The organism is Delftia sp. PX-1 (assembly GCF_055797465.1).
The window spans coordinates 5996593-6018145 of record NZ_CP184763.1 but is presented as its reverse complement, the minus strand read 5'-3'; the positions used below and the strand labels follow the sequence as shown (position 1 = coordinate 6018145).

Genomic DNA, 21553 nt, shown 5'->3' with positions numbered 1-21553 from the left:
CATGCGCATCGATCTGGCCGGCTGGGCGCGCGACGCCACGCGCGGCGACCACCGTGAATTCCTGGCGCTGTTCGAGCGCGCCGAGCGCCTGGGTTTCCAGGGCGTGTGGTTCAACGAATTCCGCGTGCCCGATACCGCCTGGCCCTATCCCTCGCCCCTGCTGCTGGCCGCCGCCGTGCTGGCGCGCACCGAGTGGCTGCGCGTGGGCACCTCGGTGCTGGTGCTGCCGCTGCACCATCCGCTGATGCTGGCCGAGGAGATTGCCCAGCTGGACCTGCAAAGCGCCGGCCGCATCGACGTGGGCGTGGGCCGGGGCACGGAGCCGGCCGCGCTGCGCGCCCTGCAGATCGATGCGGACAGCACGCGCGAGCGCTTCGAGCAGTCCTGCTGCATCCTGGTGGAGGCGCTGTCGGGCAGGCCCATCGTGGCGGGGCAGGGGCCGTGGCGCTTCGAGGACCGGCCCGCCCTGCCTTCGACCGTGCAGCGCCCGCACCCTCCCTTGTATGTGGCCGGCTCCACGGCTGAGACCCTGGGCTTTGCCGTCGATCAGAATCTGCCCCTGCTGCTGAGCCTGGAGCCGCCCGAAGGCATGCAGCTGGAACGCCTGGAGGCCGCTGCCCGGGAGCGCGGGCGCGATGCCGCCGCGCTGCGCGCGCGCTCATCGCTGGCGCGCTATGTCTGCATCGGTGCCGATGAGGCCGCCGTGCAGGCCCAGCTGGCCACGCTGTGGCCGCAGCTGTACCAGCGGCGCGTGTACTTTGCGGGCAAGCGCGGCGTGCCGGCCGATCAGGTGCTGCCCATCGATGTGCCGCGCGTGCTGGCCGAACAATTCATCCATGGCACGCCAGAACAGTGCCATGCGCAGATCACCGCCTTGCGCGAGCGCACGGGCATGGGCCAGCTGCGCTGCGTCTTCAACGCCAACGGCCTGTGGAGCGATGCCCAGGCCCTCGCCGGCATGGAGCTGTTTGCGCAGGAGGTTCTTCCTTCATTGCGCAGCGCCGTGCCTTTCGCCACCGTCTGACTTCCTCTTTTTTCTGGAGAACCTTCCATGCAAACCGCCAAGATTCCCGCCACCATCGTCACCGGCTTCCTGGGCAGCGGCAAGACCACGCTGCTGCGCCACATCCTGGACAACGCGGGCGGCCGGCGAATCGCTGTGATCGTCAACGAGTTCGGCGAGCTGGGCATCGACGGCGAGATCCTCAAGGGCTGCGGCATCGGCTGCGACGACGACGGCAACGAGCGCGAAGGCGCGCTGTACGAGCTGGCCAACGGCTGCATGTGCTGCACGGTGCAGGAAGAGTTCTTCCCCGTGATGCGCGCGCTGGCCGAGCGCCGCGACCAGATCGACGCCGTGATCATCGAGACCTCGGGCCTGGCCCTGCCCAAGCCCCTGGTCCAGGCCTTCCAGTGGCCCGAGATCGCCAACGTGTTCACCGTGGACGCGGTGGTCACCGTGGTGGACACGCCAGCGGCCGCCAGCGGCCAGTTCGCCGCCAATCCCCAGGCCGTGGACGAGCTGCGCCGCGCCGACCCCAACCTGGACCACGAGTCGCCGCTGCACGAACTGTTCGAGGACCAGCTGGGCGCGGCCGACCTGGTGGTGCTCAACAAGACCGACCTGGCCGATGCCGATGCCCTGGCGCGCGTGACCGCCCTGGTGCGCGAGGAGCTGCCGCCCGAGGTCAAGATCGTGCAATCGTCCCAGGGCCGCCTGCCGCTGGACGTGGTGCTGGGCCTGGCCAAGGCTGCCGAGACCACCATCGACCAGCGCGTGAGCCACCACGACCACGACGAGGACCATGACCACGACGACTTCGACTCCTACGTGATCGACCTGCCCGCCGTGGACCGCGACCGCCTGCTGGCCGCGCTGGAGACGCTGGTGGAGCAGCACAGCATCCTGCGCGTCAAGGGCTTTGCCGAGATCCCGGGCAAGCCCATGCGCTGGCTGCTGCAGGGCGTGGGCCGCCGCTTCGACCACCATTTCGACCGCGCCTGGCGCGAGGGCGAGCAGCGCGGCACGCGCCTGGTGTTCATCGGGCAAGACCTTGACGAAGCAGCGCTGCGCAAGGGCCTGGAGAATGTGGCCGCCTGACCTTCCGATTCCGTACTGAAACCTGTTCCATGCACCTGCTGTCCACGCGCCCCGGCGGCTTTGTCGAGGATGAGAGCATCGTCACCCGCCTCGACCAGACGCCGGCCGACATCGTCATCCTGAGCTCGGCCGACACCACGCTGGCCCTGCTGTCCTCGGCCGTGGCCGCGCTGGCCGGGGCGTCGGCGGACTTTCCCTCGGTGCGGCTGGCCAATCTGCTGTACCTGCGCCAGCCGGCCTCGCTGGACCTGTATGTGGACGAGGTGCTGCGCCATGCGCGCGTGGTCATCGTGGACCACCTGGGCTCGGAATCGGCCTGGCCCTACGGCATCGAGCAGATCGGCTCGCTGGCGCGCCGCAAGGGGCAGCGCCTGGCCATGTTCTCGGGTGACCTGCAGGAAGACCCGCACCTGCTGGCGCGCAGCACGCTGCCGGCCGCCGCCTGCCGCCAGCTGTGGCAATACCTGCGCTCGGGCGGCGCGGCCAATGCGCGCGAGTTCCTCAAGGCCACCGTCTACCACGGGCTGGACCGGGGCGATGCGCCGCTGCCGCCGCGCACCCTGCCGCAGGCGGCTGTCCACGTTCCCCCGGCGCTGTTCGCTGCCAGGAGCCATGCCCAGGTCCAGGCCCAGGCCCAGGCCCAGGTCCAGGCCCATGACGTGGCCGGCATCGACGACCTGCAGCGCGCCTGGACGCCGGGCGCGCCCACGGTGGCCCTGGTGTTCTACCGCTCCCACCTGCTGGCGGGCAATACGGCGGCCTTCGACGCCATGGCCCTGTCGCTGCAGCAGCGCGGCATGAACCCGCTGCCCGTGGCGCTGGACTCGCTCAAGGACCCGCTGTGCCTGGCCACGCTGCGCCAGCTCTGCGAAGACCATGCTGTGCAGCTGGTGCTCAACACCACGGCGTTCTCGGCGCTGGAATCGGGCACGGCCCTGGCCGGCGATGCGCCCGTGCTGCAGGTGATCGCCAGTGGCGGCAACCGCGAGGACTGGTGGGCCGACAGCCAGGGCCTGCGCCCGCGCGACATCGCCATGCAGGTGGTGCTGCCCGAGATGGATGGCCGCATCATCACGCGCGCCATCAGCTTCAAGGGCCTGTCCCACCGCTGCGCCTTCACCCAGGCCGACGTGGTGGCCTACCAGCCCGAGCCCGACCGCGTGGACTTCGTGGCCGACCTGGCCTGGCGCTGGTGCCGCCTGCGCAGCCTGCCCGCGCGCGACAAGCGCCTGGCCCTGGTGCTGGCCAACTATCCGGGCAGCGAAGGCCGCATCGGCAGCGGCGTGGGGCTGGATACGCCGGCCTCGGTGATCGCCATCCTGCAGCACCTGGCGGCCGAAGGCCATGAGCTGGGCGACCCCGCGCAGCTGCCCGCCGATGGCGAGGCGCTGATGCACACCCTGCAGCAGGGCATTGCCAACGACCCGGCCCAGTGGCCGCTGCGCCCGGCCTGGCAAAGCTATGCGCTGGACGAGTACCTGGCGCGCCTGGCCGCGCTGCCGGACGGCATGGCCGATGCCATCACGGCGCGCTGGGGCGCGCCCGAGGCCGACCCGCTGCTGCGCCAGGGCCGCTTCATGATCGCGGGCCTGCGCCTGGGCCATGTCTTTGTCGGCATACAGCCGGCGCGTGCATTGGGCGGCTTGAGGCTGGGCGCGCAGGACTATGCGAGCTACCACGATGCCGAGCTGGTGCCGCCCCATAGCTACCTGGCCTTCTACTTCTGGCTGCGCGACCGCTTTGCCGTGGACGCGATGGTCCACGTGGGCAAGCATGGCAACCTCGAATGGCTGCCGGGCAAGAGCCTGGCGCTGTCGGGCGCGTGCTGGCCCGATGCCATCCTGGGCCCGCTGCCGCACCTGTACCCCTTCATCGTCAACGATCCCGGCGAAGGCGCCCAGGCCAAGCGCCGCAGCCAGGCCGTGATCATCGACCACCTGATGCCGCCGCTGACGCGCGCCGAAAACCACGGCCCGCTGCAGGACCTGGAGCGCCTGGTGGACGAGTACTACGACGCGCTGCTGGTCGATGCGCGGCGCGGCGCGCTGCTGCGCCGCCAGATCCTGGACATCGTGCGCCGCCAGCACCTGGACCAGGAGCTGGACCTGGCGCCCGGTGCCGCGCAGGACGACGATGCCGTGCTCGAACGCATAGACGCCTACCTGTGCGAGCTCAAGGAAACCCAGATCCGCGACGGCCTGCATGTCTTCGGCGCATCGCCTCAAGGGCGCCAGCGCCGCGACACGCTGCTGGCGCTGGCGCGCTTCCCGTCGGACGAAGGCCAGGGCCTGATACAGGCGCTGGCCGCCGACCTGCTGGACAGCCCCGGGTTCGACCCGCTGCGCATGGAGCCCGCACGCCCCTGGGCCGGCGCGCGCCCCGCCGCCCTGCAGGCCGTGAGCGACGAGCCATGGCGCCATGAAGGCGACACGCGCGAGCGCCTGGAACTGCTGGCGCAGCAACTGCTGGAAGGCGAGGCCCCGGGTGGTGACTGGCCGCAGACACGCGCCGCGCTGCAACAGGTGCATGCCGTGCTGGCGCCCGCGCTGGACGCCTGTGGCGGCGAGGAACTGCGCCAGCTGCTGCGCGGCCTGCAGGGCCGCTTCGTGCCGCCCGGGCCCAGCGGATCGCCCTCGCGCGGGCGGCCCGACGTGCTGCCCACGGGGCGCAATTTCTACACGCTGGACACGCGCGCCATTCCCACCCAGGCGGCCTGGGAGCTGGGCCAGCAGGCCACGCTCAGGCTGCTGGAGCGCTATCTGCAGGAGCATGGCGAGTACCCGCGCACCCTGGGCCTGTCGGTCTGGGGCACGGCCACCATGCGCACGGGCGGCGATGACATCGCCCAGGCCTTTGCGCTGATCGGGGTGCGCCCCAAATGGGCGCCCGGCAGCCAGCGCGTGGTGGACTTCGAGGTGGTGCCGCGCGTGGGCATGGGCCGGCCGCGCGTGGATGTGACGCTGCGCATCTCGGGCTTCTTCCGCGATGCCTTCCCGGGCGCCGTGCAGATGTTCGACGCGGCCGTGCAGGCCGTGGCCGCGCTGGACGAGGACGCCGAGGACAACCCCATACGCGCGCGCATCCTGGCCGAGGCCGAGCAACTGCAGGCGCAGGGCATGGACGCCGCGCAGGCCCGCCAGCAGGCCGGCTGGCGCGTGTTCGGCGCGCCGCCCGGCCACTACGGCTCGGGCCTGGGCGGACTGTTCCAGAGCGGCGACTGGCAGGGCGATGCCGACCTGGCCCAGGCCTACCTGGGCTGGAGCCAGCATGCCTACGGCCAGGACGCCGAGGGCGTGCCCGCAGGCGATGCGCTGCGCCGCCGCCTGGGCGAGCTCGACGTGGTGGCCCACAACCAGGACAGTCGCGAGCACGACATCCTCGACTCGGGCGACTACTTCCAGTTCCAGGGCGGCATGGCCTCGGCCGTGCGCCACCTCTCGGGCCGCCAGCCCGCGCTCTACCACGGCGACCACGCCAACCCGGCCCAGCCGCGCGTGCGCTCGCTCAAGGAGGAGATTGCGCGCGTGGTGCGCTCGCGCGTCACCAATCCCAAGTGGATGGACGGCGCCAAGCGCCATGGCTACAAGGGCGCCTTCGAGATGGCGGCCACGGTGGACTATCTCTTCGGCTTCGACGCCACCACGCAGCAGGTGGGCGATCACCAGTACGCCCTGGTGGCCGACGCCTATGTGCTGGATGCGGCCACGCGCGACTTTCTCGTGCAGCACAATCCGCAGGCCCTGCGCGACATGCTGGAGCGCCTGCTCGAAGCCATGCAGCGCGGCCTGTGGGAGCAGCCCGGCGACTATCGCCAGCAGTTGGAAGACCTGCTGCTGGAACATGAAAACCATCTCGAAGGATTGCGCGCATGACCGCATCCCCTGACCTGGGCAGCGGCGCCCCGCCCGCGCTGCCGCCGCTGTTTCCCTTTGCCGCCATTGCCGGCCAGCCCCTGCTGTGCCAGGCGCTGCTGCTGGCCGCCATCGACCCGCAACTGGGCGGCGTGCTGATCGAGGGGCCGCGCGGCACGGCCAAGTCCACGGCCGCGCGCGCGCTGGCCGAGCTCATCGATGCCGCGCCCTTCGTCACGCTGCCGCTGGGCGCCTCGTTGGAGCATCTGGCCGGCTCGCTGGACCTGGGCCAGGCCATGGCCGGCCATGCGCTCAAATTCGCGCCCGGCCTGCTGGCGCGCGCCCATGGCGGCGTGCTCTATGTGGACGAGATCAACCTGCTGCCCGATGCCCTGGTCGATGTGCTGCTGGATGCCGCCGCCAGCGGCGTCAACGTGGTCGAGCGCGACGGCATCTCCCACCGCCATGCGGCGCGCTTCGTGCTGGTGGGCACCATGAACCCCGAGGAAGGCCAGCTGCGCCCGCAGCTGCTGGACCGCCTGGGCCTGTGCGTGCGCCTGGCCAATGTGCAGGATGCGGCCCAGCGCCAGGCCATCGTGCGCGCGCGGCTGCTGTTCGATGCCGACCCGGCCGCCTTCCGCGCCCGCCATGCAGACGCCCAGGCCGCGCTGGCCGCGCAGCTGCGCACGGCACGCGAGCGCCTGCAGCCGGCCGGCGCGCTGCCCTGGTCCGACGCGGTGCTGCAGGCCGCAGGCGCGCTGTGCATTGCCGCCCAGGTGGACGGCCTGCGCGCCGACCTGGTGCTGCTGCGTGCCGCACGCGCCTGGGCCGCCTGGCTGGGCGATGCCGAGGTCACGCCCGACCATGTGCAGGCCGTGGCCGAGCTGGTGCTGGTGCACCGCCGCAAGCCGGGCTCGCCGCAGCCGCAGCAGCCACAGCCGCAGCAGCCATCCCCACAGCAGGCGCCATCGAATCCGCCTTCGCAGTCGCCGGCACAAAGCCGGCCGCCTGCCCAGGCCACGGCCAACGGCGAAAGCGGCAGCCAACCCTCCGAGTCCGACTGGGGCGCCATGCCGCCCGAGCCCGTGGGCCTGCTGCGTGTCGCCGTGCCTTCGTTGCTGGCCCGCGAGGCCGCAAAGCCCGGAGCGCCCGCCGCAAAAAAAGCCTGAGCCCTCGCGGCCCCGCGCCACAGGCAAGGGATGCGAGGGCGGGCCAGCAGGCGGCCGGCCAGCCCCGGCTGGCCCAGGCGCAAGGCGGGCCGCCTACCGGCAGCTGGGACTGGCCGCGCACGCTGGCCGCGCGCGGCGCCCAGGCGCTGGCGCCCGAACATCTGCAGCGCCGCCGCGAGCCGCCGCAGGCCACGCGGCTGCATTGCTTTGTGCTCGATTGCTCGGCCTCCATGGCCGCCAGCGGCGCACTGGCGCGGGCCAAGGGCGTGCTGCTGTCGCTGATGGAAGAGGCCTACCGCCGCCGCGAGCAGGTGGCGCTGATCTGCTTTGCGGGCACGCGCGTGGAATTGCGCCTGCCGCCGCGCAAGGCTGCGGCCTGGAATGACGACTGGATCGCGCCCATCGGCGGGGGCGGCGGCACGCCGCTGCAGGCGGCCGTGGAGCAGGCGGGCCAGTTGCTGCAGCGCCATTGCGGCGCAGAGGCCTCCTGCCAGGGCTGGCTGTGGCTGCTCACCGACGGCCGCACGCGCGAGCGGCCCGCGCGGCCTGCGGCGGCGCAGGAGGCAGGCATCGTGGACTTCGAATCAGGCCGCGTGCGCCTGGGCCGGGCGGCTGCGCTGGCCGCCGCCTGGGACGCACGCCATGTGCGGGCCGATGATTTCGCAGGCTGATCTGCGGCTCTGACGAGGTCAGGCCGGCCAGCTCAGCTCGAACAGCGCGCCGCCGCGCTCGCCCGGCAGGCATTGCGCCCGCCCGCCATGGGCCTGGGCAATGGCCTGGACCACGGCCAGGCCCAGTCCGCTGCCCTTGCTGGCCCCCACGCCGGCGTTTTTGCGGCTGCGGGCGCCTTCGCCGCGCTGGAAGGCGTCGAAGATGCGCGGCGCAAGGTCCGCCGCCACGCCGGGGCCGCTGTCTTCCACGCGCACGGTGCACAGGCCCTGGCGCACGCGCGCGGCCACCAGCAGGGGGCCGGGCTGCGCATACAGCATGGCGTTCTCCAGCAGGGCCAGCAGGGCCTGGCGTATGCGCACGGGGTCGCAGACCACGGGCTGCTCGTCCAGCTCCAGCGCCAGTTGCAGGCCCGCCTGCTCCAGCGCCGGCCCCACGGCCAGGGTCACCGATCGCACCTCGCCGGCCAGGCAGGTCTGGCGCAGCTCCAGATGCAGGTGGCCGTTGTCCTGCAGGCCCAGCAGGCGCAGGTCGTCGATCAGGCGGGTCAGCCCCTCGACCTGGGTCATCAGGCTGGCCAGCATGTCCTTGCTGGGCAGGAAGACGCCATCGGACAGGCCTTGCAGCCGTCCGCTGAGGATGGTCACGGGCGTGCGCAGTTCATGGGCGATGGCCGCGCTCCAGAAGGCGCGCTCCTGCGCCATGCCTTCCAGGCGCTGGGCCAGGCTGTTGAAGTCGTGCACCAGCTGGGCGGCCTCGTGCAGCGCGCTGTCGTCGGTGTGCGCGCGCGCCGAGAGGTCGCCCTGGGCCAGCTGGCGCAGGCTGATGGCCACCGAGTCCAGCGAGGGCAGGATGCGCCGCGACAGCCGCGTGGCCACGAAGATGGCGATCAGCAGGGCGATGACCAGGGTCAGCAGCACCCAGGCCAGCTCCACGCTGGAGGGCATCCAGCCGTCGGAGACGCTGGCCGGGTGAAAGGTCAGCAGCAGTGCATAGAAGGCGTACGAACCCAGCACGCACAGCACGACCACGGCCAGCGTGACGGCCGACATGGTCAGCACCACCTGCCGGCGCAGGCCCGGCACTGCGCTCATGGATCCATCCCCAGCCGGTAGCCCACGCTGCGCACGCTGTCGGGCATGCCCTGCAAGCCCAGGCCTTCGAGCTTCTTGCGCAGCTTGCTGATGTGGCTGTCCACGGTGCGTTCCAGCGTGTGGCCTTCGGGCAGGCAACTGAGCAGCAGCTCGGCGCGGCTGAACACGCGCCGGGGCGAACGCACCAGGCTGGCCAGCAGGTTGAATTCGGTCACGGTGAGTTCGGGCACATGCGTGGCGCCCTGCACCTGCACGCTGACCTCGCGGCTGTCCAGGTCCACGCGAAAGGGGCCGGCCTGCAGCAGCTTGGTATCGCGGAGCCGGCCCTGGCCGCAGCGGCGCAGCACGGCCTGCACGCGCGCCACGACCTCGGCCGCATTGAAGGGCTTGCCCACGTAGTCGTCCGCGCCAATGCGCAGGCCGATGAGCTTGTCCACGTCCTGGTTGAGGGCGGTGAGCATGATGACGGGCGTGTCGCCGCGCCGGCGGATTTCGGACAGCACCTGCCAGCCGTCGAGGCGTGGCATCTGCACGTCGAGAAGAACGAGATCGGGTTTCAAGTGGTGGTGCAGTTCAAGGGCCTGCTGGCCATCGGCGGCATGGACGGTGCGCAGGTCGCTGCGGGCCAGGTAGGCGCACAGGATGTCTGCGATCTCGGGCTCGTCCTCGGCAACGAGGATGAGCGATGTCGATGGCTGGAAAGGCAAGGGCTGGGCAATGATAGAAGCCATTTTGGGTCGCGGCGGCGGCTGTGTTCATCTCCATCGTTCTTCCACATTTCCCGGGCCGAAATGCCATCGAAAGAACGCAAGCTGTTTCCCTGTGCCGCCGCCATTGGCCGGCATGCGAAACAAAGCGATGAATATGAAGTCACAGCGGCAGTGCCGTATGAGCGGGTGGAGCGGTCAGCTTTTGCAGCGGCTCCCTGAGTGAATGGCCCTTGCGGCAACACGCCGCAGGCCGAAGCCGCACCGGCAGGAGTTTCCTTCATCCCCATGCCTCCTGGCAATCTGGATTTGCATCCGGATGGCCCCTCAGATGATTCGGCGCCAGGCGCCGTATTTTTTCCGCAGCGCGCCCTGGCGCGCATTGAAAACCAGACCTCGCGTCCATGCCACAGTTCTTCATTCACCGGCCCGTCTTTGCCTGGGTCATCGCGCTGTTCATCGTGCTGCTGGGCGTGCTCGCCATCCCGCAATTGCCGATATCGCGCTATCCCACGGTGGCGCCGCCCACGGTGAGCCTGTATGCCACCTATCCGGGCGCCACGCCCAAGACGCTCAATGACTCCGTGGTCTCGCTGATCGAGCGCGAGCTGTCCAGCGTCCGCCACCTGCTGTACTTCGAGTCCTCGGTGGACACCTCGGGCTCGGCCGAGATCAAGGCCACCTTCAAGCCCGGCACCAACCCGGAGCTGGCCCAGGTGGATGTGCAAAACCGCATCAAGGCCGTGGAGCCGCGCCTGCCGCAGGCCGTGCGCCAGAACGGGCTGCAGGTGGAGTCGGCCACGTCGAGCTTTCTGCTGCTGGTGGGCCTGATCTCGCCGGGCGGCGAGTTCGACGAGCTGGCACTCAATGACTACATGGCGCGCAACATCGTGGAGGAGCTGCGCCGCATCGAGGGCGTGGGCCGCGTGCAGCTGTTCGGTACCGAGCAGGCCATGCGCGTCTGGGTCGATCCGGCCAAGCTGATTTCCTACGGGCTGTCCATGGGCGACCTCACCCAGGCCATACAGCAGCAGAACATGCAGATCGCCCCGGGCCGCGTGGGCGATGCGCCGACCGCGCCGGGCCAGCGCGTGACCACGCCGCTGACGGTGCAGGGCCAGCTGACCTCGCCCGCGCAGTTCGCGGCTATCGTGCTGCGCGCCCATGCCGACGGCTCCCGCCTGGTGCTGGGCGACGTGGCGCGCGTGGAGCTGGGCGCGCAGTCCTATGCTTTCTCCAACCGCGAGGACGGCAAGCCCGCCACCAGTGCCGCCGTGCAGCTGTCGCCCGGTGCCAATGCCGTGCGCACGGCCGCTGCCGTGCAAAAGCGCATGGCCGAGCTGGCCTCCATCCTGCCGCAGGGCATGCAGCACACCATCTCGTTCAACACCGCGCCCTTCGTCAAGATCTCCATCGAGAAGGTGGTGCAGACCCTGGTCGAGGCCATGGTGCTGGTCTTCCTGGTGATGTACCTGTTCCTGCAGAACCTGCGCTACACGCTGATCCCGGCCATCGTGGCGCCCGTGGCGCTGCTGGGCACCTTCGCCGTGATGCTGGTGGCGGGCTTTTCCATCAACGTGCTGACCATGTTCGGCATGGTGCTGGCCATCGGCATCATCGTGGACGACGCCATCGTCGTGGTCGAGAACGTGGAGCGCCTGATGGCCGAGGAGGGCCTGTCGCCGCGCGATGCCACGCTCAAGGCCATGAAGGAGATCACGGGCGCCATCATCGGCATCACCCTGGTGCTGACGGCGGTGTTCATTCCCATGGCGTTCGCCAGCGGCTCGGTGGGCGTGATCTACCAGCAGTTCACGCTGTCCATGGCCGTGTCCATCCTGTTCTCGGCCTTCCTGGCCCTGAGCCTGACGCCGGCGCTGTGCGCCACCTTGCTCAAGCCGGTGGCGGCAGGCCACCATGAGAAGAAAGGCTTCTTCGGCTGGTTCAACCGCGGCTTCGAGCGGCTGACGAACCGCTACGAGGCCCATGTCACGGGCCTGGTCCGGCGCACGGGCCGCATGATGCTGCTGTTCGCGGCCATCGTGGCCATCCTGGTGTTTGCGCTGCGCCAGCTGCCCTCGGCCTTCCTGCCCGAGGAAGACCAGGGCTACTTCATGACCTCCATCCAGCTGCCGGCCGATGCCACGGCCGAGCGCACGCTGGACGTGGTCAAGCGCTATGAGGAGCATGTGGCGCAGCGCCCCGGCATCGCCTCCAGCATCTCGGTGCTGGGCTTCAGCTTCGCGGGCTCGGGCCCGAACGCGGCCATGGCCTTCACCACGCTCAAGGACTGGGACCAGCGCAACGGCGCCACGGCCGGCGAGGAAGTCTCGCTCGCGCAAAAGGCCATGGAACACGCGCCCGAGGGCGCCATCATGGTGCTGCAGCCCCCGGCCATCGATGAGCTGGGCACTTCCTCGGGCTTCACCATGTACCTGCAGGACCGCACGGGCCAGGGCCATGCCGCGCTCAAGTCGGCCACCGACCAGTTGCTGGCGCTGGCCGGCAGCAGCAGCGTGCTGGGCTCGGCCTACCAGGACAGCCTGCCTTCGGGCACCAGCGTGCGGCTGGAGATCGACCGCCAGAAGGCCCAGGCCCTGGGCGTGGGCTTTGCCGCCATCAGCGAGACGCTGTCCACGGCCATGGGCTCGCTGTACGTCAACGACTTCCCCAACGCCGGGCGCATGCAGCAGGTCATCGTGCAGGCCGACGCGCCCGCGCGCATGCAGATCGATGATGTGCTCCGGCTGAACGTGCGCAACACTGCGGGCGGCATGGTGCCGCTGGCCGAGTTCGCCACGCCCGTGTGGTCCGAGACGCCGCTGCAGCTGGTGCGCTACCAGGGCTTCCTGGCGTCGCGCATCTCGGGCACGCCTGCGCCCGGCACGTCCAGCGGCGCGGCCATGGCCGAGATGGAGCGGCTGGCGGCCCAGCTGCCGCCCGGCTTTGCCGTGGCCTGGACCGGCCAGTCGCTGCAGGAGCGCCAGTCGGCCGCGCAGGCGCCCCTGCTCATGGCCCTGTCCATGCTGGTGGTCTTCCTGGTGCTGGCCGCGCTGTACGAGAGCTGGTCCATCCCGCTGTCGGTGATGCTGGTCGTGCCCCTGGGCCTGCTGGGCGCGGTGGCGGCCGTGCTGCTGCGCGGCATGCCCAACGATGTGTTCTTCAAGGTGGGCCTGATCACCATCATCGGCCTGTCGGCCAAGAACGCCATCCTGATCGTGGAGTTCGCCAAGCAACTGCGCGAGGAAGGCCAGGACCTGCGCGAGGCCGCCATCAAGGCCGCGCGCCTTCGGCTGCGGCCCATCCTCATGACCTCGCTGGCCTTTGCGCTGGGCGTGGTGCCGCTGATGCTGGCCTCGGGCGCCAGCGCCGAGACCCAGCACGCCATCGGCACGGGCGTGTTCGGCGGCATGGTCAGCGGCACGGTGCTGGCCGTGTTCTTCGTGCCCGTCTTCTTCGTCTTCGTCCTTGAATGGCAGCGGCGCATCGCCGGGCCGCGCGGCAGCGCGCGCCGGCCGCCGCCCGCTGCGGACCCCGGAACATAAACACATGCCCCTCTGGATCGCGCTCAACGCCCTGTGCTTTCAGGGCCGCCCGCCGGCACAGTCTTTGAACCCTTGCGCGCCATCGGCGCCTGCAGCCCCCGCGCGGCAGGCCGGGCCCACCGGACCCGAGCCGCCGCGTGCAAACGCAGGTGCGCATGCCGGCCCCCTTGGCCCCGACGGCGCCGATGGCGCCCCCTCCGGCACGGCCAGCACGTCCGTCCCATGATTTCTATAATGGCGGCTTCGTTCGCCATTGCAGGAGGTATTCGTCTCATGCGCCATTGATGCTGCCGCTGTCCCAGCGGCCCGCTTTTCCCGACCCTGCCCACCGCACGCGCAATGCATGCAAAGCGGCAAGGAACTGCGTTGGCATCCATGAACCGCGATATGACGAATACCACGATCACGCTCGACGGCGTTTCCTGCGTGCTGCCCGATGGCAGCCCCCTTTTCTCCGATCTTTCCGAAACCCTGGACCACCGCCGCACCGGCCTGGTGGGGCGCAACGGCGTGGGCAAGTCGCGGCTGGCGCGCATCCTGGCCGGGCTGGATGCGCCCTCGCAGGGCCGCTGCCTGCGCTTGGGGCAGGTGCTGTACCTGGCCCAGCGCACGGACTGGCACGACCAGCCTTCGGTGGCGGCGCTGGCCGGGCTGCAGCCCGCGCTGGAGGCGCTGGCGCGCATCGAGGGCGGCAGTTGCGAGCCCCGCGACTTCGAGCTGCTGGCCGACCGCTGGGACCTGCGCCAGCGCCTGCAGGCCCAGCTGGAGCTGGCGGGCCTGGGCCATCTGCGTGCCGATACGCCGGGCCACGCCCTCAGCGGCGGCGAGGCCATGCGCACGGCCCTGGCGGGCGCGCTGCTGTCGGGCGCCGACCACCTGGTGCTGGACGAGCCCAGCAACCACCTGGACCGCGAAAGCCGCCAGGCCCTGGCCGCGCAGCTGCAGCGCTGGCCCGGTGGCCTGGTCGTGGTCAGCCATGACCGCAGTCTGCTGCAGGGCATGGAACGCATCGTGGAGCTGTCGCCGCAGGGGCTTCGCAGCTACGGCGGCGGCTACGCCTTCTATGCCGAAGCCAAGGCACGCGAGATGGCCTCGGCGGTGCAACTGCTGGAGCAGCGCAAGCTGGAGCGGCGCCGCGAAACGCAGCAGCTGCGCGAGCAGCAGGAGCGCCAGCAGCGCCGCGAGGCGCGCGGCCGCCGCCAGGGCCAGGAGGCCAACCAGGCGCGCATTCTGCTGGACCGGCAAAAGGAGCGCAGCCAGGCGTCGGCCGGCCGCCTGCGCCGCCAGCATGCAGACACGCGCGAGGCGCTGGACCAGCGCGTGCGCGAGGCGGCGCGCCAGATCGACCTGCAGGCCGGCATCCGCATGCAGGCGCCGCCACCGGTAGGCGCTGCCTGCGACGTGGTGGCGCTGCTGGACGATGTGCTGCTGCCGTTTTCCCCGGGGCCGCGCCTGAACCTGTCTCTGTACGGCGGCCAGCGCCTGGCCGTGGCCGGTCCCAACGGCTGCGGCAAGACGCGCCTGCTCGATGTGCTGTCAGGCCGCCTTGCGCCCCAGGCGGGCGAGGTGCGCCGCATGCAGGCCTGTGCCTACCTGGACCAGCGCCTGTCCCTGTTGCAGCCCGGGCGCACGGTGATGGAGCAGTTGCAGGACGCCTGCCCCGGCACTCCCGTGGATGTGCTGCGCACGCGCCTGGCCTGGCTCGGGCTGGCGGCCCGGCAGGTGGAGCAGCCCGCGGGCCGGCTCAGCGGCGGCGAGCAGCTCAAGGCTGCCCTGGCCTGCGCGCTGCATGCCGAGCCGCCCGCGCCCCTGCTCCTGCTGGACGAGCCCTGCAACCACCTGGACCTGCCTTCCCTGCAGGCGCTGGAGGGCATGCTGCGCGGCTATGCCGGCACGCTGGTCGTGGTCTCGCATGACGAGGATTTTCTGCAGGCCATCGGGCTGACCGACCGCCTGGTGTGGTCGCCGCAGGGCTGGCGAATGGAGCCCGCCTAGCTTTCCTGCGCTATCAGCGCCTGCAGTGCGTTCACGTCGGTCACCAGCAGCGCCTGGCGCCCCTCCTTGCGCAGCAGGCCGCGCCGGGTGAGGGCGCCCAGCTCGCGCGTGACCTGCTCGCGGTTGGTGCTGATCTTGCTGGCCAGCACCGAGTGCGAAGGCACGGGGCTGATGAGGGCCGTGTGCTCGGGCGAGACGCCCGCCTCCCGGGCCAGGCGCAGCAGCTCCCTGTGCAGGCGCGTGGGCACGCCCAGGGTGCTCAGCTCCATGACGCGGTCGGTCAGCCGCCGCACCAGGCCGGCCAGGCCTTCCATCATGCGCAGGGCAACAGCGGGCTCGCGCGCCAGCAGGGCCAGGAAGTCCTGGCGCGAGAGGCTGGCCAGCAGCGAGGATTCCAGGGTGACCACATCGGTGGAGCGGGCCTGGCCGTCAATGGCCGCCAGGTCGCCGAAGTGCTCGCCGGGCCCGTAGTCGCGGAAGCTGACCTCGCGCCCGCCCGGCGAATAGGTGATGATGCGCACGCGCCCGCTGACCAGGAAGAACACGTCGCTGCCCGTGGAGCAGCGGCTGAACACGGGCTGGCGGGCCTGCAGCGGGCGCCATTCGCAGTCGGCCGCGATGCGGTCCAGGCTGGCGGTGCCCAGGCCCTCGAACAGGGTGATGCCGCGCAGGGCGAAGCTGGAAGGCGGGGTAGGGTGGGCCATGGAACCAATAGCGGGCGGAATGTACAAAGATTCTGGATCGGGCTGCGCTGTCCCAAGTTCCTTCAAGCCGCCATTGTTCCTGTCTTGTCCTGCCGTCGGGCGCATCATCCGTTTCCATGGCCCGTGTCCTTCCTCCGTCCCTGCCGTCCCTGCGCAGTCTCCACTGGTCCACCGGCCTGGTGCTGTGGACCTATGCGGCGCTGCACCTGTCCAACCATGCCCTGGGCCTGGTCTCGCTGGCCACGGCCGAGGCCGTGCGCGAGGTGGTCCACGGCGTGTGGCGATCCCTGCCCGGCAGCCTGCTGCTCTACGGCGCGCTGGCCGCGCACATGGCGCTGGCGCTGCAGGCGCTGGCGCGGCGGCGCAGCCTGCGCATGCCGGCGCTGGAGGCCGTGCGGCTGCTGCTGGGCCTGGGCCTGCCGCTGCTGCTGGCCCTGCACGTGCCGGCCACGCGGCTGGCGCAGGAGGCCTGGGGCGTGGACCCCTCGTATGCGCGCATCGTGCGTTCTTCCTGGAATCCGTCCAGCATGGCCATCCAGCTGCTGCTGATGGCGGCCGCCTGGACCCATGGCTGCATGGGCATGCACATGGCCCTGCGTGCACGCGGCTGGTGGCGGCGCTGGCAGCCGCTGCTGCTCACGGCCGCCGTGCTGCTGCCCGTGCTGGCGGCGCTGGGCATCGTCTCCATGGCGCGCGAGATCGCGGCGGCCGGTGTGCCCGCGCCGGCCGGGCCTTCGCCGCAGGCGGTGCAGCTGCTGCGCGATCTGACATCGGGGCTGCGCCAGGGCTGGCTGGCCGGCCTGGCTGCCTTGCTGGCCGGCCCCTGGCTGTGGCGGCGCATGCGCCTGCGCGGCGCCCGCCAGGTGCTGCTGCACTATCCGGGCCGCACGGTGCAGGTGCCCCAGGGCATGAGCGTGCTCGAAGCCAGCCGCGAGCATGGCATTGCCCATTTGTCGCTGTGCGGCGGCAGGGCGCGCTGCTCCACCTGCCGCGTGCGCGTGTCCGGCCCGGCGGCCCACCTGCCTGCGCCGGGGCGGGACGAGCGCCTCACGCTGGAGCGCGTGGGCGCGCCGCAGGACGTGCGGCTGGCCTGCCAGCTGCGGCCCACGGGCGATGTGCAGGTGGCGCCGCTGTTCCGCTCGCCGGCAGCCGCCCAGGCCGGGCGCGCGGGCCAGGAGCGCGAGGTCCGCGAAGTGCGCGAGGTGGCCATCCTGTTCGTGGACCTTCGCCGTTGGTCCGGCCTGGCCGAGCGGCAATGGCCCGTGGACCTGTCCTGGGTGCTGGACCAGTATTTCGAGCGCGTGGGCCAGGCCGTGCACGACAGCGGCGGCATGGCCAACCAGTTCATCGGCGACAGCGTGATGGCCATCTTCGGCCTGGACACCGACCTGGATACGGCCTGCCGCCAGGCCGTGCAGGCCAGTGCCCTCATCGACCGGCGCATGCAGGAGTGGAGCGCGAGCTTCGAGGCGCAGTTCGGCCAGCCGGTGGATTTCGGCATGGGGCTGCACGCGGGGCGCGCCGCCGTGGGGCGCGTGGGCTTCGAGCACACCACCACCTTCACGGCCGTGGGCGAGGTGGTCAACACGGCCAGCCGCCTGCAGGAGTACACCAAGAGCGCCCAGGCGCGGCTGGTGCTGTCGCTGGAGGTGGCGCGCCGCGCGGGCGTGGCCGATGGCCTGGGCGAAGCCCGGCAGGTGCAGGTGCGCGGGCGCTCCGAGCCCTTGCAGGCCCTGCATGTGGCGCGGCCCGGCCTGCAGTGGCCCTGAGCGTGGATGGTGAGCGTGGGAGCTGGAGAGTTTGCGCAAAGCTGTGCGTTTAGGCACTGACGCGCAGGCGGGCGAAGACGAGACTGCAGCCATGCAGAACGCAATCACGCGCTGCAGGATTTGACAAAGGATTCGCCATGAAGCACGCAAAGACCCTCTTCGCCATCACCGCCCTTTCTGCCGCACTTTCCTCCGCGTTGTGGCCGGGCATGGCCTCGGCCGCACCGGCTGCCACGGTATCTGCAGAAACCTGGTTCGGCGCCGAGCCCGTCAGCTCCGGCCCCGCGCTGTCGCGCGCCGAAGTGCAGGCCGACCTGGCCCTGTGGAACCGCGCCGGCCTCAACGTCTACCGCGAGTCCGACGTGAACCACTGGGATGCCGACTACCAGCAGCGCCTGGCCCAGTACCAGCGCCTGCGCAGCGGCCCCGAGTACCTGGCCGAAGTGCAGCGCCTGGGCGGCTCGGTGAAAGCGGCCGAAGGCCAGGGTTCCGGTCGTGTCCCGGGTTGAGCCGACGATGCGCGCCGCCACGCATTCCACTGCCCATGCCGCCGCATCGCCCTGGGCCGACTTCGCGCCGCTGCTGGCCCGGGTGCTGCTGAGCCTGCTGTTCATCTACAGCGGCATCGGCAAGCTGATGGGGCCGGAGGGCACCATGGCCTATATCGCCAAGGCGGGCCTGCCGCTGCCCATGCTGTCGTATGCCATGGCGCTGGTGGTGGAGCTGGGCGTGGCCACGGCCCTGCTGCTGGGCTGGCGCACCCGCGAGGCCGCGGCCGTGATGGCCGTGTTCAGCGTCATGTCGGCGCTGATGTTCCACAACCAGTTCGGCGACAAGGGCCAGCTGGTGCAGTTCCTGAAGAACCTGGCGATCGCCGGGGGATTCGTGCAACTGATGCTGGCGCCCGTGGCGCGCTGGAGCCTGGACGCGCGGCGCAAGGCCTCGCGTTGAGCACGAGCCAGTGATTCCTGGCGCTGTGCGTTACCCATAGCCCATGAAACCGGCGCGCCCGAAAAGCCAGGGACACCGAGGAAGGGCCTACGCCGGCCGCGCCGCCCCGCCCCGAGGGTGTCGTCCCCCTCCCTCGCGAAGCGAGTAGAGAGGGGGAAGCGGCGTCAGCCGCTCAGGGGGTGTCTTTGTTTCACACCTTGATGCCCTTCTCAGCCAGGCGTCGGGCATAGGCGGCCAGGATCAGCCGCTCCGAATGCACCAGGTATTCATTGAGCGCGGCAGCGGCCTCGGCCGGCTTGCCGTCCTCGAACTGCTGCAGGATGCGCGCATTCATGTCCACATAGGGCGCATGCAGGAAGTGCGGGTCGCGCAGCAGGCCGAAGGCCAGGCGCAGCTCGGCCAGCAGATGCTCGAACATGGTGTCCAGGCGCTCGCTGTCGGCCAGCTGCACCACGGCCTTGTGGAAACTCATGTTGGCCGTGCCCACGCCGGACCAGTCCTGGGCCTCGCGGTGGCGCTGTGCCGCTTCCACGGCTTCGCGCATCAGGCTGCGCGCCGGGTGCATGGGATAGGCCTGGGCCAGGGCCTGGCACTCCACCATGCGGCGCACGCGGTAGATGTCGATGATGGAGGCGATGCTGGGCGCCGCCACCGACACGCCCTTGTTGGGCTCGTGCACCAGCAGCCCCTCCTTGGTCAGCAGCCGGAAGGCCTCGCGCAGCGTGTTGCGCGAGATCTGCAGGCTTTCGCTGAGCGAGGCTTCCGACAGCTTCTGCCCGGGCTCCCAGGCACCATCGATGAGCTTGCTGCGCAGCTGCTCGGTCACGCGGTCGGTCAGGTTGAGGATGTCGGTGCTGCGGGTCATGGTGGTCGGGATGCAAGGGCCAGAGCGCAGTGTAGCCAGCGCCGGGCCGGTCGCCGGTTTCGTGCAGTGCTCAGGTGGGGTGTTGCAGCCGGGCGAAGGCCTGCAGCGTGCTGTCCACGGCGGCATCGTCGATATGGCGGTGCGTGACCAGGCGCAGCAGGCCGGCGCTGCCCGTGCGCACCAGCACGCCGGCCTGGGCCAGGCGTGCTTGCCACAGGCGCGCTTCGGCCGCGCTGGTGTCAACGCGAACCTGGACGATGTTGGTCTGCGGCAGTTCGGCCGCGCACCAAGCCGGGTCGATGGCGCGCAGGCCCTGGTGCAGGCGGCAGGCGCGCGCATGGTCGTCGGCCAGGCGCTCGACCATGTGCTCCAGTGCCACCAGCCCTGCCGCCGCAATCACGCCGGCCTGGCGCAGGGTGCCGCCGAGCATGCGCCGTATGGTGCGCGCCCGCGCGATGAAGTCGGCCGGCCCCATGAGCACCGAGCCCACGGGCGCGGACAGCCCCTTGGACAGGCAGACGGTGACCGAGTCCGTGTGCGCAGCCATCTCGCGGCAGGACAGGCCCAGGGCCACGGCGGCATTGAACAGGCGCGCGCCATCGGTGTGCACGGGCACGCCATGGCGGCAGGCCAGCGCATGCACGGCGGCCAGCGCCTGGGGCCCGGCGACGGTGCCGCCCCGCGCATTGTGCGTGTTCTCCACGGCCACCACCGCGCTGGGGCAGCGTGCGGAGATGGCGGTGTCCAGCGCCGCCTCCAGCGCGGGCAGGGCGATCAGGCCGCCGTCGCCGGCCAGGCTGTGGTAGTGCATGCCGGTCAGGCCCGCGGCGGCGCGCTCGGCGTTCAGCAGATGGCTGCCGGCCTCGGCCAGCACCTCGCCGGGCATGCGGCCATGGGCGAGCACGGCCACCAGATTGCCCATGGTGCCGCTGACCACGAACAGGCCCGCAGCCTTGCCGAAGCGCTGGGCTGCGGTCTCCTCGAGCGCGCGCACGGTCGGGTCGCCGTCCAGGCCGTCATCGCCCAGCGGGGCGCGGGCCATGGCTTCGAGCATCTGCGGCGTGGGGCGCGTGACGGTATCGCTGCGCAGGTCGATGGCGTCGGGAAGAGGGTGCAGGCTGGACATCAGTCGGCCTTGATGTTGCGTTCCTTGACGACGCGCGCCCAACGCGCCGCGTCGGTCTCTATCTGGGCGCCGAACTCTGCCGCAGTGCGGGGCGTCAGCTCCAGCCCCAGGGACTGCAGCTTGGCCTGCAGCGCGGGCGTGGCCATGGCGCGGGCCACGGCATCGTGCAGCGTGGTCTGGATGCCGGAGGGCAAACCGGCAGGCCCCAGCAGGCCGAACCAGTGCAGCACGGTCAGGCCGCGCACGCCGCTTTCGCCCAGCGTGGGAACCTGGGGGAGGGCCGGCGAGCGTTGGGCGCTGGTGGTGGCCAGGGCGCGCAGCGCACCGCTTCGGATATGCGGGATCACGGTGGGTGCCGAGGCGAACATGCTCTCGGTATGCCCGGCAACCACATCGGCAATGGCCTGCCCAGAGCCCTTGTAGGGGATGTGGGTGATGAAGGTGCCGGTCTGCTGCTTGAACAGCTCACCCGCCAGATGCGTGGCCGTGCCCGTGCCGCCCGATGCAAGGTTGAGCCGGCCCGGCTGCGCCTTGGCCAGGGCCACGAATTGCTTCACGCTCTGCGCCTTGAAATTCGGGTTGACGGCCAGCACCAGCGGCGATGATCCGATCAGGGCCACGGGCGTGAAGTCCTTGAGCGCGTCGTAGGGCGTCTTGTACAGGCTGGGCGTGATGGTGTGCGGCATGTCGGCCATCAGCAGCGTGTAGCCGTCAGGCGCGGCCCGCGCCACCATTTCTGCGCCCAGCATGGCCGAGGCCCCGGGCCTGTTGTCCACGACCACGGGCTGGCCCAGTTCACGCGACAGTTCCGTGCCCAGCGCGCGGGCGATGTTGTCCGAGCCGCCACCGGCCGTGTAGGGAACGATGATGCGCACGGGCTGCGCCGGCCATTTCTGCGCCGGCGCAAGGCCGGGCAGGGCAGCGGCGGCCAGGATGAGCAGACGGCGTGGCACGCCGCGTTGGGAAGCGCAGGGCACAAGGCGGTGGCGTTCGGCAGGCATGGCGAG

Annotated in this window: 16 protein-coding genes; 10 read left to right on the top strand and 6 right to left on the bottom strand. The window is 70.9% G+C overall.

The annotated features are described in order from the left end of the window. Position 1: 1 nt before the first annotated feature. The 5 genes from ACN20X_RS27450 (at position 2) to ACN20X_RS27430 (ending at position 7792) form a co-directional block, all read left to right on the top strand. Positions 2–1024, top strand: a complete 1023-nt coding sequence (locus ACN20X_RS27450; RefSeq protein WP_473210084.1) for an LLM class flavin-dependent oxidoreductase — start codon at positions 2–4, stop codon at positions 1022–1024. A gap of 27 nt (positions 1025–1051) precedes the next feature. After that, on the top strand, positions 1052–2101 hold the full coding sequence (cobW, locus tag ACN20X_RS27445; RefSeq protein ID WP_043791804.1) for a cobalamin biosynthesis protein CobW: 1050 nt from the start codon (positions 1052–1054) through the stop codon (positions 2099–2101). A gap of 29 nt (positions 2102–2130) precedes the next feature. After that, positions 2131–5973: a cobaltochelatase subunit CobN gene (gene cobN / locus ACN20X_RS27440; protein ID WP_473210083.1), complete on the top strand. Its 3843-nt coding sequence runs from the start codon at positions 2131–2133 to the stop codon at positions 5971–5973. Beyond that, positions 5970–7121, top strand: a complete 1152-nt coding sequence (locus ACN20X_RS27435; protein ID WP_473210082.1) for a magnesium chelatase ATPase subunit I — start codon at positions 5970–5972, stop codon at positions 7119–7121. Before cobN ends, ACN20X_RS27435 begins: the two co-directional genes overlap by 4 nt. A gap of 209 nt (positions 7122–7330) precedes the next feature. Continuing rightward, positions 7331–7792: a vWA domain-containing protein gene (locus ACN20X_RS27430; RefSeq protein WP_084027467.1), complete on the top strand. Its 462-nt coding sequence runs from the start codon at positions 7331–7333 to the stop codon at positions 7790–7792. Positions 7793–7810: 18 nt separating this feature from the next. Here ACN20X_RS27430 and ACN20X_RS27425 read toward each other — a convergent pair whose 3' ends face one another. Then, positions 7811–8884 (bottom strand): ATP-binding protein, encoded by a 1074-nt coding sequence (locus ACN20X_RS27425; RefSeq protein ID WP_016448780.1) that lies wholly within the window; start codon positions 8882–8884, stop codon positions 7811–7813. Beyond that, positions 8881–9615: a response regulator gene (locus ACN20X_RS27420; RefSeq protein ID WP_016448779.1), complete on the bottom strand. Its 735-nt coding sequence runs from the start codon at positions 9613–9615 to the stop codon at positions 8881–8883. Before ACN20X_RS27420 ends, ACN20X_RS27425 begins: the two co-directional genes overlap by 4 nt. Before the next feature lie 380 nt (positions 9616–9995). Here ACN20X_RS27420 and ACN20X_RS27415 point away from each other — a divergent pair, with 380 nt between their 5' ends. Together ACN20X_RS27415 and ACN20X_RS27410 are read left to right on the top strand one after the other, a co-directional pair. After that, complete coding sequence (locus ACN20X_RS27415; protein WP_473210081.1) at positions 9996–13136, top strand: multidrug efflux RND transporter permease subunit; 3141 nt, start codon at positions 9996–9998, stop codon at positions 13134–13136. A gap of 375 nt (positions 13137–13511) precedes the next feature. Further along, the gene (locus ACN20X_RS27410) at positions 13512–15131 is read left to right on the top strand and encodes an ABC-F family ATP-binding cassette domain-containing protein (RefSeq protein ID WP_016454399.1); all 1620 of its coding nucleotides are present in this window, start codon (positions 13512–13514) and stop codon (positions 15129–15131) included. Here ACN20X_RS27410 and ACN20X_RS27405 read toward each other — a convergent pair. After that, positions 15128–15835, bottom strand: a complete 708-nt coding sequence (locus tag ACN20X_RS27405; protein ID WP_016454398.1) for a Crp/Fnr family transcriptional regulator — start codon at positions 15833–15835, stop codon at positions 15128–15130. The genes ACN20X_RS27410 and ACN20X_RS27405 overlap by 4 nt on opposite strands. A 116-nt stretch (positions 15836–15951) precedes the next feature. Here ACN20X_RS27405 and ACN20X_RS27400 point away from each other — a divergent pair, with 116 nt between their 5' ends. The 3 genes from ACN20X_RS27400 to ACN20X_RS27390 all read left to right on the top strand — a co-directional run bounded on the left by ACN20X_RS27400 (position 15952) and on the right by ACN20X_RS27390 (position 18555). Then, on the top strand, positions 15952–17604 hold the full coding sequence (locus tag ACN20X_RS27400; protein ID WP_473210080.1) for an adenylate/guanylate cyclase domain-containing protein: 1653 nt from the start codon (positions 15952–15954) through the stop codon (positions 17602–17604). Between the two features lie 137 nt (positions 17605–17741). After that, on the top strand, positions 17742–18113 hold the full coding sequence (locus tag ACN20X_RS27395; RefSeq protein ID WP_279494241.1) for a DUF4148 domain-containing protein: 372 nt from the start codon (positions 17742–17744) through the stop codon (positions 18111–18113). 7 nt (positions 18114–18120) lie between these two features. Next, positions 18121–18555 carry a DoxX family protein gene (locus tag ACN20X_RS27390; protein WP_061289501.1) on the top strand — a complete coding sequence of 145 codons (435 nt, stop codon included), beginning with the start codon at positions 18121–18123 and terminating at the stop codon, positions 18553–18555. A gap of 190 nt (positions 18556–18745) precedes the next feature. On the opposite strand, the gene ACN20X_RS27385 is transcribed toward ACN20X_RS27390, so the two are convergent. The 3 genes from ACN20X_RS27385 to ACN20X_RS27375 form a co-directional block, all read right to left on the bottom strand. Continuing rightward, positions 18746–19420 (bottom strand): GntR family transcriptional regulator, encoded by a 675-nt coding sequence (locus tag ACN20X_RS27385; protein ID WP_016448773.1) that lies wholly within the window; start codon positions 19418–19420, stop codon positions 18746–18748. 70 nt (positions 19421–19490) lie between these two features. Beyond that, on the bottom strand, positions 19491–20546 hold the full coding sequence (locus ACN20X_RS27380) for a threonine aldolase family protein (RefSeq protein WP_016448772.1): 1056 nt from the start codon (positions 20544–20546) through the stop codon (positions 19491–19493). After that, positions 20546–21547 carry a tripartite tricarboxylate transporter substrate binding protein gene (locus tag ACN20X_RS27375; protein ID WP_473210079.1) on the bottom strand — a complete coding sequence of 334 codons (1002 nt, stop codon included), beginning with the start codon at positions 21545–21547 and terminating at the stop codon, positions 20546–20548. The genes ACN20X_RS27380 and ACN20X_RS27375 overlap by 1 nt, the downstream gene beginning before the upstream one ends. Positions 21548–21553: the final 6 nt, after the last annotated feature.

Excerpts from the sequence above, each read along its gene's own strand:
- ACN20X_RS27400 (WP_473210080.1), top strand. The coding sequence starts at position 15,952 with ATGGCCCGTGTCCTTCCTCCGTCCCTGCCGTCCCTGCGCAGTCTCCAC.
- ACN20X_RS27375 (WP_473210079.1), bottom strand. The coding sequence starts at position 21,547 with ATGCCTGCCGAACGCCACCGCCTTGTGCCCTGCGCTTCCCAACGCGGC.
- ACN20X_RS27395 (WP_279494241.1), top strand. The coding sequence starts at position 17,742 with ATGAAGCACGCAAAGACCCTCTTCGCCATCACCGCCCTTTCTGCCGCA.
- ACN20X_RS27390 (WP_061289501.1), top strand. The coding sequence starts at position 18,121 with ATGCGCGCCGCCACGCATTCCACTGCCCATGCCGCCGCATCGCCCTGG.
- cobW (WP_043791804.1), top strand. The coding sequence starts at position 1,052 with ATGCAAACCGCCAAGATTCCCGCCACCATCGTCACCGGCTTCCTGGGC.
- ACN20X_RS27385 (WP_016448773.1), bottom strand. The coding sequence starts at position 19,420 with ATGACCCGCAGCACCGACATCCTCAACCTGACCGACCGCGTGACCGAG.
- ACN20X_RS27410 (WP_016454399.1), top strand. The coding sequence starts at position 13,512 with ATGAACCGCGATATGACGAATACCACGATCACGCTCGACGGCGTTTCC.
- ACN20X_RS27420 (WP_016448779.1), bottom strand. The coding sequence starts at position 9,615 with ATGGCTTCTATCATTGCCCAGCCCTTGCCTTTCCAGCCATCGACATCG.
- cobN (WP_473210083.1), top strand. The coding sequence starts at position 2,131 with ATGCACCTGCTGTCCACGCGCCCCGGCGGCTTTGTCGAGGATGAGAGC.
- ACN20X_RS27450 (WP_473210084.1), top strand. The coding sequence starts at position 2 with ATGCGCATCGATCTGGCCGGCTGGGCGCGCGACGCCACGCGCGGCGAC.
- ACN20X_RS27425 (WP_016448780.1), bottom strand. The coding sequence starts at position 8,884 with ATGAGCGCAGTGCCGGGCCTGCGCCGGCAGGTGGTGCTGACCATGTCG.
- ACN20X_RS27415 (WP_473210081.1), top strand. The coding sequence starts at position 9,996 with ATGCCACAGTTCTTCATTCACCGGCCCGTCTTTGCCTGGGTCATCGCG.
- ACN20X_RS27435 (WP_473210082.1), top strand. The coding sequence starts at position 5,970 with ATGACCGCATCCCCTGACCTGGGCAGCGGCGCCCCGCCCGCGCTGCCG.
- ACN20X_RS27380 (WP_016448772.1), bottom strand. The coding sequence starts at position 20,546 with ATGTCCAGCCTGCACCCTCTTCCCGACGCCATCGACCTGCGCAGCGAT.
- ACN20X_RS27405 (WP_016454398.1), bottom strand. The coding sequence starts at position 15,835 with ATGGCCCACCCTACCCCGCCTTCCAGCTTCGCCCTGCGCGGCATCACC.